Below are 13,381 nucleotides of genomic sequence, written 5' to 3'. Positions count from 1 at the left end.
CATATGGCGCGCTCCGTAAAAATGCCTTTGCTGCTGGTGACGGTGGCGCTCTCCAGCGTGACGCTGGGCGGCTGCGCACAGCTGGGTCTCCAGTCCGATAGCGCGCGCGCGACGCCCTCGGTTGCGCAACTTTCGCCCAAGATCGAGTCAGCGCTCGCGGATCGCAAGTTCGCCCACGCGCTCGACCTTGCCGAGGCGCTGGTCGCCGCCGACCCGGCTGCTGCAGGCCATCGCGTCTTGCTGGGCCGTGCCTATCTCGCCAATGGCCGCTATCGCTCGGCACAGGCGGCGTTCACGGACGCCATGGCGCTGGGCAACAGCGATGTCCGCACGATCATCAGCCTGGCCTTGTGCGAGACCGCGCTGGGCAATGACAGCACGGCCCAGGCTTTGCTCGCCGACAACGCTGCCACGCTGCCCGCCTCGGACTATGGTCTCGCCATGGCCATGGCTGGCGACGTGCAGGAGGGCGTGCGCGCGCTCGTTTACGCGGTGCGCCAACCTGACGCCTCGGCACAGACACGGCAGAACCTCGCCTTTGCCTTGGCGCTGGGTGGCGCCTGGGGGCAGGCACGGCTGATCGCCGGGCAGGACCTGCCCGCCAAAGAGGCCGAGCAGCGCATCGGGCGCTGGTCTCGGGCTGTGGCGCAGGCTGAACCCGGTGCGCGGGTGGCTGCCCTGACTGGGGTTGCGCCCCGTGCCGACGATGCCGGGATGCCGTCTCGCCTCGCGCTGCGCAGCTTCGAGCTTCCCTCCGTTGCGGAACTGACGCCCCCAAAGGCTGTCGCCCCGTCGCCAGCGAAGACGGCTGAAGCGGCTGCACCAGCGGCAGCGGCCGATGCTACGCGCGCAGCACCCGCCGTTCAATCCGTCGCGATCCCGCCCTCGAGCCGGTCCTCAGACCCGGCTGGCCCGGCAAAAGCCAATCCTCCCGTCGCGTCCCCGGCGAACGCGCCCTACGGCGCGCCGTCCGCCGAAATCCTCTCAGCAGCGCCTTTGCTGGTCCTCCAGCCAGCGCCAAGGGCGCCCGACATCGCTCAGATTGCCTTTGCGCCGGCTGCATCCAGCCCGTCGATGGGGGTAAAGATCGCCGCCGCGTCCCGCGCGGTGCCGATCCTGCCGGTCAGGCCAGGCCGTGCTTCGGGCGACTGGGTGATCCAGCTCGGCGCCTTCGACAGCGCAACGATGGCGCGGGTGAAATGGCAGGATATGCGCCGTAACCCGCGTCTGGCTGGCTATCGCGAGATCGTTACCGCCGCGAGTGTCAATGGGCGCACCTTCCATCGCGTGGCGGTGGGTGGCTTTGCCAGCCGGGGCGCGGCCAGTTCCCTGTGCCAGACTTTGCGCGGCGAGGGGCAGGCTTGTTACGTGCGCCGCGATGACAGCAATGCATCGCGCATGGCGCGCGCCGGCGCCTCGGCCGGCGGGCCGCAATTCGCATCGCGGTGATGGGGCCGGCGGGCGATCCGCTCAGCGGATCACGCCGCCTTTCATGATCATCCGCGCCCGGCCCTGAACCGGCAGCTTGTCGAACGGCGTGTTGCCGGCCGCCGCTGCCATTTTGGCCGAATCGACGATCCAGGGCGTATCAGGCGCGATGAGGATGAGGTCCGCCGGCGCGCCCGGCGCCAGCCGTCCCGCGTCGAGGCCGAGGATTGCGGCGGGATTGGCCGCGAGCAGGGCCATCATCCGCGTCTCAGTGATCTTGCCTTCACGCACCAGGTTGAGCGCAAGGGGCAGCAGCGTCTCGGCGCCGGCGATGCCGGGCAGGGCGTCCGCGAAGGGCAGGCGCTTGTCTTCCGGGCCGCGCGGATCGTGGCCCGAGCACAGCACGTCGACGGTGCCATCCGCGACCGCCTCGATCGTGGCAAGCCGGTCCCGCTCATCGCGCAGAGGCGGGGAGAGGCGTGCGAAGGTGCGGAAATCGCTCACCGCCGCATCGTTGAGGAAGAGGTAGGAGGGGCTGGTGCCGCAGGTCACCTTCAACCCTTCGGCCTTGGCCGCGCGGATGAGCGCGAAGCCCGCCGCGGTGGTGACGAGGCGGACATGCAGGCGCGTGCCCGCCTCCCGCGCCAGCGCGATATCCCGCGCAATGGCCATCGCTTCGGCGCTGGCGGGGGCGCTGGGAAGGCCGAGGCGCGAGGCCGTTTCGCCATCCGTCGCCACGGCGTTGGCCGTCAGGCCGCCATCCTCGGCATGGGTGATGACCACCAGGTCGAGCGCGGCAGCATAGTGCAGCACGCGCAGCATCACGCCCGAGTCGGCAATCCAGCGCCGGCCGGTCGCGATGGCGCGGGCGCCAGCGGACTTCATCAGCGCCATTTCCGCCAGTTCGCGCCCCTCCAGGCCGCGCGTCGCGGCGCCGAGCGGATGCACCCAGAAGTCCGGCTTGCCGGCCCGAGCGGCGTGCTGGATCAGCCCCGGCTCATCGAGAACGGGCGACTGGTCCGGCATCAGCGCGGCGCGGGTGATGCCGGCGAAATGGAAGGCCGGCTTGTCGGTGCGGAACACGCCCAGATCGATGATGCCCGGCGCGAGGATCATGCCCTTGGCATCGACGATTTCGGCGCCGTCAGGCACCTTTGCCGCGCCGACGGCTGCGATTGTCGCGTCCTCCACGAGCAGCGCACCTTCGGAGAGGGTGCTGGCGGTCGGATCGCACAGGCGTGCGTTGACGATCGCGGTCAGGCCCATCCTTCGACTCCCCGGGCTGTGCGGGTGAGGACATCGAGGCAGGCCATGCGCATGGCGACCCCCATCTCGACCTGCTCGGTGATCGCCGAGCGATCCGGATCGTCCGCCACGCTGCTGACGATTTCGACGCCCCGGTTCATCGGGCCGGGGTGCATGATGATCGCGTCGGGCTTGGCGCGCTTCAGCCGCTCGGGCGTGAGGCCATAGAGCGCGTGAAATTCGCGGGCCGAGGGGATGAAGGCTCCGTCCATCCGCTCATTCTGAATGCGCAGCATCATCACCACATCCGCGCCATCCAGCGCGGCATTGAAATCATGGAACGGCGTGACCCGATAGCGCTCAACGGCCGGGGGCATCAGCGTCGGCGGCGCGCAGACGCGCACCTGGGCGCCGAGTGCAGTGAGGCAGAGCATGTTGGAGCGGGCGACGCGGCTGTGGAGAATGTCGCCGCATATCGTGACGATCAGCCCCTCGAAGCTGCCTTTGCGCCGCCTTATGGTCAGCGCGTCGAGCAGCGCCTGCGTCGGGTGCTCGTGGCGGCCATCGCCGGCATTGAGCACGGGGCAATCCACCATGTCGGCGATCAACTGCACAGCGCCCGAACTCATGTGGCGGATCACCATCACGTCGGCGCGCATCGAGTTGAGCGTCACGGCGGTATCGATGAGCGTCTCGCCCTTCTTCACGCTCGATTGGGCGGCGTGCATGTTCACCACGTCCGCGCCCAGCCGCTTGCCCGCAACCTCGAAGGAGAGCAGCGTGCGCGTGCTGTTCTCGAAGAAGGCGTTCATCTGCGTGAGGCCGGCGAGGCGCCCATCATGCTTGCGGCTGCCGGCACGGTTGAGCGAGGCCCATTGCTCGGCTTCATCCAGCAAAAAGCGGATTTCATGCGGCGCCAGATTGGCGATTCCCACCAGATGCCGGTGCGGGAAATTGTCCCGGCCGATGAGGCCGGTGGCGGGAGAGGGCGATATTGTCATTAAAGCGCCTCGTTAGTGGAGCGGCGGGGCGGACTCAAGCGCTGATGTATCAGCTCGGGGTTGTCCAGGCATTGAGATCGAGCAGGATGATGAGCGCGCACTGGGCGGCGGCGATGAGGAACAGCGCGCGGGAGAAGTCCCGCTTGCGGGTCTTGTGCCGGAAAAGTCGCATGGCGAGCCAGGCGCCAATCGTCCCGCCGATCGCCGCCAGGGTCAGCAGATCGCGCTCGCGCATGCGCGGTCCCCCGGCAATGGCGCGCTGCTTGTCATGGCGGAAGGCGGCGAGGGTGATGAGGTTGATCAGCACCAGCCAGCCCCAGATGATGTGCGTTTCCGTCATGCGCCGGTCAGCCCATCGTCAGGCCGTCAATGGCCCCCTGCAGGATGAGGGCGGCGGCGTGGGCGTCGATCTTTTCAGCGCGCTTGGCCCGGCTCATGTCCTGCGCGATCATCGCCCGCTCGGCAGCGACGGTCGACCAGCGCTCGTCCCACAGCAGCACCGGCAGGCCGAGTACGGCGATGTTGCGGGCAAAGGCGCGTGCAGCCTGGCTGCGCGGGCTCTCGCTGCCATCCATATTGAGCGGCAGGCCGATGACGAGGCCCTTGACCGACTGCTGGGCGATGAACTGGGCGAGCACGTCCCGGTCCTTGCTGAACTTGCCGCGCTTGTGCGTATGGGCGGGGCTGGCGATGCTCCAGCCGGCATCGCACAGGGCAAGGCCGATGGTCTGGGTGCCAAGGTCCATGCCGAGCAGGCGTCCGCCAGCCGGTAGCGCCTGCGCGAAGGACGCCTTGTCGAGCGTAATCAGCGTTTCCCCGACCATCAGCGCTGCCACGCCGCCAATCGGCCAAGCGCATCGGCACGAATGTTCGCCCAGAACAGGGGATAGTCATAAACGTGGTAATTATTGCCCGGCAGCACGAAGGTGCCGAGCTTGGGCGCGCTGTCCAGCATCAGGAAGCCACGGCCAGCGCAGCGCGCGCCGATCTCGCCGGGCGTGAGCAGCACGGTCGACGCCGCCTCGCCATCACCGCGCAGCACGCCCAGATTCGCATCGCCCGGCGCATCGGGCGCCGCGCCGCCATTGAGCGGATTGGTGCACAGCATGGCCGACCCGGCGCGCGATTGGCCGTCCAATCCACGCTCGCGGTCGAACGTTGCTTCCACCGCGGAGGTGTCTGCGGGCGCGGCAAAGCTCTGCCAGCTCAGCACGCAGCCGGTCGTGCCCGGCCCCGTGCAGGCGGGCAGGCCGAGAGCGGGCAGATCATGCTCCACGGAGACTGGCCAGCCGACGACATAGGCCGCGACCAGCCGGGCCTTGAGCGCACTGTTGCCCGCTTCCTCATGCAGCAGCCGCAGCAGGTGGCGACTGCCCTGACTGTGCGCGGCGAGAATGATCGGCCCTTGCGGATTGGCAGCGAGGAACTGTGCGAAGGCGGCCTTCACGTCCGCATAGGCTCGCTCAAGCGCCAACGCGGCGTCTGCCTTTTCGGTAAGGAAGGCACCGAACACGGCCTGCCGGTAGCGCGGCGCCCAGATGTTTCCGGCTGCCGCGAAGGCGCTGGCTTGAATGCGCACGAACCGCCCGGCCTGCGCCTTTGCGATGCGGTCGTTGATCGGGGCGTTCCAGTGGAGCGTCTCGAACGAGCTGGTGGGGTGGACGAAGAAGATCGCCGCTTTCTGCGCTGGCGCCGCCTCGGCAAGCTTCGTGGCCGGTTGCCAGCGAGCGGGATCGTCGCGGCGCCCGTCCGGCCGGCTGATCCATCCATCGCCACCTGAATAGAAATTCGCGGGCAGGGCAGGCGGTTCGCTGAACCCGACATGCGGCACCAATGCGCTCTGCATCAGCCGGGGGCCGAAGAAGGAGAAGGCGATCATTCCCGCGATCGCCAGGGCTGTGAAAAACGCGACGACATACAGGAACTTCCGGGCCAAAGGGGCACGACTCCATCTCTGTGGCAAGCTGGGCAGTGGCATGGCTCATGCCCGCTTGGGTTCCGCGAGGCAAGCGAAGGCAGCAGGCGAAGGTCCAACAGGCGAAGGTCCAATTTGCCTTGCGAGCGGATCGTGATAGGTCGGACCGGTTCAGGATCGGACGCGGCGGGGAGCAGGATGATGGCCAGCAACGCATCGACGGCGCAGACGGTATGGCCGCTGCGCACCTGGGTGCTGTGTGTGCTCGGCGCGCTTGTCGGTCTGGCGATCGACCGGTTTTCCGATCCCGCGCCCATCGAGCCCGAGTTTCTGCGGCGGGTGATCGCGGCGCTGCCCATGTTCCTTTCGACCGCCGCTCTCGCCTTTGGCCTCGGTTGGCGCCGGCGGCGACCGGTCGCGGCTCTTGTCGTGGCGCTGATCTGCGGCCTCCTCGGCGGCGGCGTCTTTCTGTGGAACGGGGTGCCCGGCCATGGATCGAGCGTCGATCTCTGGCATCTCGTCTGCGGCGCCATCGCCGCGGCTGCGCTGCTGGTGCTGTTTCAGGCAGCGCAGGATCGCAGTCTGGCCGGCGGCGCGCCCTCCGCGCCGGCCGGTGTGTTGCCGCGCGCCGTACGGGCCTGGTCGCGCCAGGCCATCCATTATGAGGATGTTCACGGCCATTTGTGGACGAATGCGCTGCTGATCGGCGCAAGCGCGCTGTTCATGCTGCTCAGCTTCGGCATCGCCCATTTGCTGGCGCAGATGTTCATGCTGGTGAAGCTCCCGTTCCTCCGCGATGCCTTGCGCGAGTCTGCTGTGGTCGCCATGCTGTGCGGCGCCGCGTTCGGCGCGGCGCTTGGGCTGTTGCAGGATCGCGGGGCGATCATCGCCGCCCTGCAGCGCGTCGCCATGCTGGTGCTGCGCGTGCTGGCGCCGGTGGTGGCGCTGGCGATCGGCATCTTCCTGGCGGCCTTGCCTGTCACCGGCCTGGCGCCGCTCTGGGCGACGGGCGGCACGACGCCGATCATGCTGGCCGGAGCGGTGCTGGCGCTGTTTCTCGCCAATGCGGTGGTGGGCGATACGGCGCTTGAGGAAACCCGCTCGGTGTTGCTGGGTGCCAGCGCGGCGGCGCTCGGCCTGTTCCTGCTGCCGATGGTGGGTATTGCGGTCTTCTCCTCGGGCCTGCGCATCCATCAACATGGCCTGACGCCAGAGCGGCTGTGGGCGCTGGCCTTTCTGATCGTGGCGAGCATCACCGCCATTGCCTATGCCGTCGCCATCCTCGGCGCACGCGGCTGGTTCGCCCGGCTGCGGCGGACCAATCGCATGCTCGTATTCGTGATCGCCGGCATCGCGCTGCTGCTCTCCACGCCGATCTTCGGCTTCGAGCGGATCGCGACCGCGCACCAGCTCCAGCGCCTCGCGGGCGGGCAGGTGGCGCCAGACAAGTTCGACTACCGTGCCTTGTGGTTCGATTTCGGGCCGGAGGGGCGGGCTGCGATTCGACGGCTGGCGAGCGGCTCGGCGGACGCGACGATCCGCCGTCATGCCGCCGAGACGATGAAGCTGACCGACCGCTGGGCCGTGCCGCCTATGGTCGTCGCCGCGCGCAGTGGCGAATTGCTGGACGAGCGGCTGACGATCCTGCCCATCCCGGTCGAAATGCCGCCAGCGCTGCGCAAGCGGCTGGTGCAATATGATGCCTGCGAGGAGACCGGCCCGTGCCTGCTGCACTATGTGCCCGGCGAGGATCTGGCGATTGTTGTGAAGCTGCCCGCTCCGGAATGCGGCGATTGTGCCCCAACCGTGCGCCTCATCCGGCAGGAGAATGGCGAATGGGGCAATGACAGCCGCTATCTCGCCCAGGGTGACGCGGCCCGCCGGCTGGTCGCGCAGATCCGCGCCGGCGCCGTGGACCTCCGCCCCGTGATGGCGCGACAACTCTACATCGGTGGCGAACCGGTCGGCGAACCGCTGTCGACGGCCGCCAATGGGGCCGAAACGGCGGAAGCGCCTTGATGACCGCCGGAGCCAGTGCTAGCGCGCGCTCCCATGAGCGTAGACCTGACAACCGTAAAAAAGATCGCCAGCCTCGCGCGCCTCGCTGTCAGCGAGGATGAAGCGCAGGCGTTGGTGCCCGAACTCAACGGCATTCTCCACTGGGTGGAGCAGCTGGGCGAAGTGGACGTGACCGGCGTCGAGCCGATGACCGCCGTCATCCCCAACACGCTACGCCTGCGCGAGGACGCCGTGACCGATGGCAATGTCCGCGACAAGGTGCTGGCCAATGCGCCTCAGGCCGAACATGGCTTTTTCGCCGTGCCTAAGGTGATAGAATGATGACGGGACGGCATCATTCGATCATCCCGGACAGCCGCGTAGCGGCGACCGATCCGGGATCCAGAAACGAGAGACTCAACAAGCAGCCCTTCGACAAGCTCAGGGCGAACGGAGCGGGATCGTGACCGATCTGACCAACCTCACTGTCGCGCAGATCCGCGATGGCTTCCGTGCGGGCGAGTTCTCCGCGCGGGAAGTCGCCGAAGCGTTCAACGCCAACGTCGCGGCCGCCAAGGCGCTCAACGCTTTCATCGTCGAGACGCCCGAGCATGCGCTGGCCGCTGCCGAGCAGGCGGACAAGGACCGCGCTGCCGGCACGCTCAAGCCGCTTTCCGGCGTGCCCATCGGCATGAAGGATCTGTTCTGCACCGAGGGCGTGCAGACGACCGCCGCCAGCCACATGCTGGAAGGCTTCACGCCGACCTACGAGTCCACCGTTTCGCAGAAGCTGTGGGATGCCGGCGCGGGGATGCTCGGCAAGCTCAATCTCGATCAGTTCGCCATGGGCTCTTCCAACGAGACGAGCTATTTCGGCAATGTGATTTCGCCCTGGCGCCGCAATGACGGCAGCAATGCCGCGCTGGCACCGGGCGGCTCCTCGGGCGGCAGCTCGGCGGCGATCGCCGCACGGCTCTGCCCGGCGGCGACGGGTACGGATACCGGCGGGTCGATCCGCCAGCCTGCGGCCTTCACCGGCATTTCCGGCATCAAGCCGACCTATGGCCGCTGCTCACGCTGGGGCATCATTGCCTTTGCCAGCTCGCTCGATCAGGCCGGGCCGATGGCGCAGGACGTGCGCGACTGCGCGATCCTGCTGGAGAATATGGCGGGCTTTGACGCGAAGGACTCGACCTCGCTCAACCTGCCGGTGCCGCAGTGGGAAGCTGGATTGTCCAGCGATCTCAAGGGCAAGCGCATCGGCATTCCCAAGGAATATCGCGTCGAGGGTCTCGATGCCGATGTGGCGCGGGCGTGGGACGATGGCATTGCCTGGCTGAAGGATGCCGGCGCCGAGATCGTCGAGGTCTCGCTGCCGCACAGCAAATATGCCCTGCCGGCTTATTACATCATCGCCCCGGCGGAAGCCTCGTCCAATCTCGCCCGCTATGACGGCGTACGCTATGGCCTGCGCGATCTGCCCGATGGCGCGAACCTGCAGGATATGTACGCCGCGACGCGGGCTGCCGGCTTCGGCCCGGAGGTCAAGCGCCGCATCATCATCGGCACCTATGTGCTCTCGGCGGGCTTCTACGACGCCTATTACACGCAGGCGCAGAAGGTGCGGGCGCTGATTGCGCAGGATTTCGCCAAGGCTTTCGAGGCCTGCGACGTCATCCTTGCGCCCACTGCGCCCAGCGCAGCCTTTGGCCTCGGCGAAAATGTCGACGATCCGCTGAAAATGTATCTGAACGACGTGTTCGCGGTGCCGGCCTCGCTGGCGGGTCTCCCCGCCATGTCCGTGCCCGGGGGGCTCAGCAAGGACGGGCTGCCGCTCGGCCTGCAGATCATCGGTCCGGCCTTCGATGAGCAAGCGGTGCTGAACGCGGGTTTCGCCATTGAGCAACGGGCGGGCTTCACCGCCCGGCCTGAGGCGTGGTGGTAAGTGTTTCGTGCTCCTGCGCAGGCAGGAGCCCAGGGCAGCCAAGGGCTGCACTCCCCTGGATTCCTGCCTTCGCGGGAATACTGTAAGGACTGAAGAATGACTGAGACGAGCTATCGCATTCGTGGCGCCACCGGGGACTGGGAGGTCGTCATCGGCCTTGAGGTTCACGCGCAGGTGGTGAGCCAGGCCAAGCTGTTCTCCGGTGCGGCGACGGCCTTCGGCGCGGAGCCGAACACGCAGGTGAGCCTTGTCGATGCCGCGATGCCCGGCATGCTGCCGGTGCCCAATCGCGAGTGCATCCGTCAGGCAGTGCGCACCGGCCTTGCGATCAATGCGCAGATCAACAAGTGGAGCCGGTTCGACCGGAAGAATTATTTCTATGCGGACTTGCCGCAGGGCTACCAGATTTCCCAGCTTTATCATCCGCTTGTCGGCGAAGGTTCGCTGACGATCGAAGCCGACGAGAAGGCCGGCATTCCCGCCGACAAGGCCATTGGCATCGAGCGCATCCATGTCGAGCAGGATGCCGGCAAGCTGATGCACGATCAGCACCCGACCCGCTCTTATGTCGATCTCAATCGCTCGGGCGTGGCGCTGATGGAAATCGTCAGCCGCCCGGACATGCGCTCGCCGGCAGAGGCGGGGGCCTATCTGCGCAAGCTGCGCGCGATCCTGCGCTATGTCGGCTCGTGCGATGGCAATATGGAGGAAGGCTCCATGCGCGCGGACGTGAACGTCTCCGTGCGCAAGCCCGGCGAGGAATTCGGGACGCGGACCGAGACGAAGAACGTCAATTCCGTGCGCTTCGTCATGCAGGCCATCGAATATGAAGCCCAGCGCCAGGTCGACGTGATCGAGGGTGGCGGGCGGATCGTCCAGGAAACGCGGCTGTTCAACCCGGATACCGGCACGACGCGGTCGATGCGCTCCAAGGAAGACGCGCATGATTATCGCTACTTCCCTGACCCGGACCTGCTGCCGCTGGTGCTGGAGGACAGCTTCATCGAGGATTGCCGGCACTCGCTGCCCGAACTGCCGGATGCCAAGCGCACCCGCTATGTCGAGGTGCTGGGGCTCTCCGAGTACAACGCCCGCGTGCTGACCGCGGAGGCGGAAACGGCCCGCTGGTTCGAGGCTTTGCTCGCGGAAAGCGCGCGCATCCAGAAGAAGAGCGAGGGTGAGGTGGCCAAGGCCAGCGCCAACTGGCTGCTATCCGAGCTTTACGGCGCGCTCAATCGCCTCGGCAAGACTCTTGAGGACAGCCCGGTCAACCCGGAGCGCGGCGCGGAATTGCTCGCCCTGGTGGCCGATGGCACGATTTCGGGCAGCATCGCCAAGCAGGTGTTCGAGATTATGCTGGAGACCGGCGAAGCGCCTGCCGAGATTGTCGAGAAGCGCGGCCTCAAGCAGACCACGGATACCGGTGCGATCGAGGCGGTCGTTGCGAAGATTCTCGCCGACAACGCGGACAAGGTCGAGCAATATAAGGCTGGAAAGGAAGCTTTGTTCGGCTTCTTCGTCGGTCAGACGATGAAGGCCATGCAGGGCAAGGCCAATCCGCAGATGGTCAACGAGTTGATTAAGAAGGCATTGGGCTGATCGCATCCCGGCCGCACCCAGAAGGCGAAGCCGGGAAGCAGGGATCAGTCGGGTGGCGGCGCGATGGACGGCAGTTCGTCAGGACCGCGGCCAGGTTCACCGATATTGGGCGTTTCCGGCGCGATTTCCGGCGGTTCGCGGAAGGGCGTCTCGTCCGGCGATTCCATGGGCGGAAGTTCGTCAGGTGACTGCGGGGTGATGGTATCGGGGGGCGGAATTTCCGGCTGGCTGGCCATGGCTTTGCGTCCTTTCGTTGCCCTTTTCAACGGGCGGGACAGGTGATCGTTCCGGATCGACACGGCAAGGCGCGCACAGCCTTGCCCTTTCCCAGGCTTTGCACTATGGCCCGCCGACCGGCGACCGATGCGGGCGTGGCGAAACTGGTAGACGCGCCAGATTTAGGTTCTGGTATCGCAAGATGTGGGGGTTCGAGTCCCTTCGCCCGCACCAGTTGCGCAGCCTGGCCCCGGTCGTTCCAAGAGATTTCATCCTAGCCTGGAAAGCGTCGAGTTAGAGATATGCAGATTGTCGAGACATTGAATGAGGGCCTCAAGCGCGCCTATACGCTGACCGTCACGGCCAAGGACATCGACGCCCGCGTCGAAGAGGAAGTGAAGTCGATTGCGCCGCAGGTGCGGATGCCCGGTTTCCGGCCCGGCAAGGTGCCTGCCAACCTCGTCCGCAAGATGCACGGCCCGGCCCTGCAGCGCGAGGCGCTGGACAAGTCCATCCGTGAGGGCGTCGAGAAGGTCATCGCCGAGAACAAGCTGCGTCCCGCGATGCAGCCGAGCGTCGAACTGACCGCCGATTATGAGGACGGCAAGGATGCCGAGGTCAAGGTCGCGCTGGAAATCCTGCCGGAGGTTCCCGCGCCCAAGATCGAGGGCATCAAGCTGGAGCGTCTCGTCGTCGATGTGACCGACGAGCAGATCGACGAGGCGGTTGGCCGTCTCGCCGCGCAGAGCCAGCGTTATGAGGACGCGCCCAAGTCCGCCAAGGCGAAGGAAGGCGACCAGGTCGTCATGGATTTCGTCGGCAAGGTCAACGGCGTGGCGTTCGAGGGCGGCACCGGTTCGGATATGGCGATCGCCATCGGCTCGGGCAATCTGATCCCCGGCTTCGAGGATCAGCTGGTCGGCGTGAAGACCGGCGACGAGAAGACCATCAACGTGACCTTCCCCGCCGAATATGGCTCTAAGGAGCTGGCCGGCAAGGATGCGACGTTCGATCTCGTCATCAAGGCGGTCAAGAACCCCGTCGAGAAGCCCGCTGACGACGAGTTCGCCAAGCAGCTCGGTCTCGAGAGCCTCGAGAAGCTCCGTGAGCTGTTCAAGGCGCAGATCGAGCAGGAGCACGGCAATCTGACGCGCACCTACATGAAGCGCCAGTTGCTCGATCAGCTGGCTGCGGGCCATGATTTCGAGGTGCCCCCGGGCATGGTCGAGGCCGAGTTCGGCCAGATCTGGCAGCAGCTTGAGCATGAAGCCGGTCACGAGGAAGATCCCGAGGCGGCGCTCAAGGAAATGGAAGCCGATCGCGACGATTATCGCAAGATTGCCGAGCGTCGCGTCCGTCTGGGCCTGCTCCTCTCGGAAATCGGCCAGGCCAATGGCGTGGAGATCACGCAGGCGGAAATGAACCGCCTCGTGGCCCAGGCCGCGCAGCAATATGCCCCGCAGGACCGCGAGCGGTTCGTCGAATATGTCCGCAACGAGCCGATGGCCGCCGCGCAGCTGCGTGCCCCGCTCTATGAGGACAAGGTCGTCGATTATCTCTTCGAGAAGGCCGATGTGAGCGAGCGCACCGTTGCGCGCGCCGATCTGGAAGCAGCGATCGAGAGCGAAGAGGGCGGTCACGTCCACGGACCGGATTGCGGCCACGATCACAGCCATGACGCCAAGCCGGCCAAGAAGGCTGCCGCCAAGAAGCCGGCTGCCAAGAAGGCTGATGCCGAGGCAGAGGCCGCTCCGGCAGAAGAGGCCAAGGCGCCAGCCAAGAAGGCTCCGGCCAAGAAGGCCGCTGCTGCCAAGGCCGACGAGGGCGAGGCGGCCGAGAAGCCGGCCAAGAAGCCCGCTGCCAAGAAGGCCAAGACTGCCGAGGCCTGAGGCCTCACTGCAGATCGCATGAACTGATCAGAAGCGAGCCGGAGCGGGATGCCGTTCCGGCTCGCTTTTTCTTTGGATGCATGGCGGCGGGCTCGTGCAGAAGGTGCCGCCGGGCGCTGGGGTCGCAAAAGACCATTGCAACCAT

Annotated in this window: 12 protein-coding genes and 1 tRNA gene; 7 read left to right on the top strand and 6 right to left on the bottom strand. The window is 66.6% G+C overall.

Going from position 1 to position 13,381, the window contains the following annotated elements:
• Nucleotides 1-3 precede the first annotated feature (3 nt).
• A complete protein-coding gene (locus tag M2339_RS08035) occupies nt 4-1,449 on the top strand; it encodes an SPOR domain-containing protein (protein WP_264586968.1) in 1,446 nt (481 codons plus the stop codon).
• 21 nt (nt 1,450-1,470) lie between these two features.
• Here the strand turns inward: M2339_RS08035 and M2339_RS08030 are convergent, their stop codons facing one another.
• Genes M2339_RS08030 through M2339_RS08010 form a run of 5 tightly spaced genes read right to left on the bottom strand, consistent with a single transcriptional unit; the run spans nt 1,471 to nt 5,610 of the window.
• Nucleotides 1,471-2,694 carry a dihydroorotase gene (locus tag M2339_RS08030; protein WP_264586969.1) on the bottom strand — a complete coding sequence of 408 codons (1,224 nt, stop codon included), beginning with the start codon at nt 2,692-2,694 and terminating at the stop codon, nt 1,471-1,473.
• Nucleotides 2,685-3,674: an aspartate carbamoyltransferase catalytic subunit gene (locus M2339_RS08025; RefSeq protein WP_264569985.1), complete on the bottom strand. Its 990-nt coding sequence runs from the start codon at nt 3,672-3,674 to the stop codon at nt 2,685-2,687. The genes M2339_RS08030 and M2339_RS08025 overlap by 10 nt, the downstream gene beginning before the upstream one ends.
• A 49-nt stretch (nt 3,675-3,723) precedes the next feature.
• A complete protein-coding gene (locus M2339_RS08020) occupies nt 3,724-4,014 on the bottom strand; it encodes a DUF1294 domain-containing protein (protein ID WP_264572522.1) in 291 nt (96 codons plus the stop codon).
• A gap of 7 nt (nt 4,015-4,021) precedes the next feature.
• The gene (ruvX, locus tag M2339_RS08015; RefSeq protein ID WP_181561379.1) at nt 4,022-4,498 is read right to left on the bottom strand and encodes a Holliday junction resolvase RuvX; all 477 of its coding nucleotides are present in this window, start codon (nt 4,496-4,498) and stop codon (nt 4,022-4,024) included.
• Nucleotides 4,498-5,610, bottom strand: a complete 1,113-nt coding sequence (locus M2339_RS08010; protein ID WP_264586970.1) for a DUF3089 domain-containing protein — start codon at nt 5,608-5,610, stop codon at nt 4,498-4,500. The genes ruvX and M2339_RS08010 overlap by 1 nt, the downstream gene beginning before the upstream one ends.
• Before the next feature lie 180 nt (nt 5,611-5,790).
• Between M2339_RS08010 and M2339_RS08005 the strand changes: the two genes are divergently transcribed.
• From M2339_RS08005 to gatB, 4 genes are all read left to right on the top strand, one after another.
• Nucleotides 5,791-7,608, top strand: a complete 1,818-nt coding sequence (locus M2339_RS08005; protein ID WP_264606287.1) for a DUF4153 domain-containing protein — start codon at nt 5,791-5,793, stop codon at nt 7,606-7,608.
• A gap of 33 nt (nt 7,609-7,641) precedes the next feature.
• Nucleotides 7,642-7,929 carry an Asp-tRNA(Asn)/Glu-tRNA(Gln) amidotransferase subunit GatC gene (gene gatC / locus M2339_RS08000; RefSeq protein WP_264572525.1) on the top strand — a complete coding sequence of 96 codons (288 nt, stop codon included), beginning with the start codon at nt 7,642-7,644 and terminating at the stop codon, nt 7,927-7,929.
• A 121-nt stretch (nt 7,930-8,050) separates the two neighbouring features.
• On the top strand, nt 8,051-9,532 hold the full coding sequence (gene gatA / locus M2339_RS07995; RefSeq protein WP_264586972.1) for an Asp-tRNA(Asn)/Glu-tRNA(Gln) amidotransferase subunit GatA: 1,482 nt from the start codon (nt 8,051-8,053) through the stop codon (nt 9,530-9,532).
• Between the two features lie 96 nt (nt 9,533-9,628).
• On the top strand, nt 9,629-11,131 hold the full coding sequence (gene gatB / locus M2339_RS07990; RefSeq protein WP_264586973.1) for an Asp-tRNA(Asn)/Glu-tRNA(Gln) amidotransferase subunit GatB: 1,503 nt from the start codon (nt 9,629-9,631) through the stop codon (nt 11,129-11,131).
• A 44-nt stretch (nt 11,132-11,175) separates the two neighbouring features.
• Here the strand turns inward: gatB and M2339_RS07985 are convergent, their stop codons facing one another.
• Entirely contained in the window at nt 11,176-11,367 is a 192-nt protein-coding gene (locus tag M2339_RS07985; protein ID WP_264606286.1) for a hypothetical protein, read from the bottom strand.
• A gap of 129 nt (nt 11,368-11,496) precedes the next feature.
• Here M2339_RS07985 and M2339_RS07980 point away from each other — a divergent pair.
• A tRNA-Leu gene (locus tag M2339_RS07980) sits at nt 11,497-11,581 on the top strand.
• Between the two features lie 68 nt (nt 11,582-11,649).
• Complete coding sequence (tig, locus tag M2339_RS07975; RefSeq protein WP_264586974.1) at nt 11,650-13,236, top strand: trigger factor; 1,587 nt, start codon at nt 11,650-11,652, stop codon at nt 13,234-13,236.
• The last annotated feature ends 145 nt before the right edge of the window (nt 13,237-13,381 follow it).

This window comes from Sphingobium sp. B2D3C, from assembly GCF_025961835.1.
Taxonomy (GTDB): domain Bacteria; phylum Pseudomonadota; class Alphaproteobacteria; order Sphingomonadales; family Sphingomonadaceae; genus Sphingobium.
Note: the sequence above shows the minus strand (reverse complement) of the source record. Positions and strands in the feature narration are given on the sequence as shown.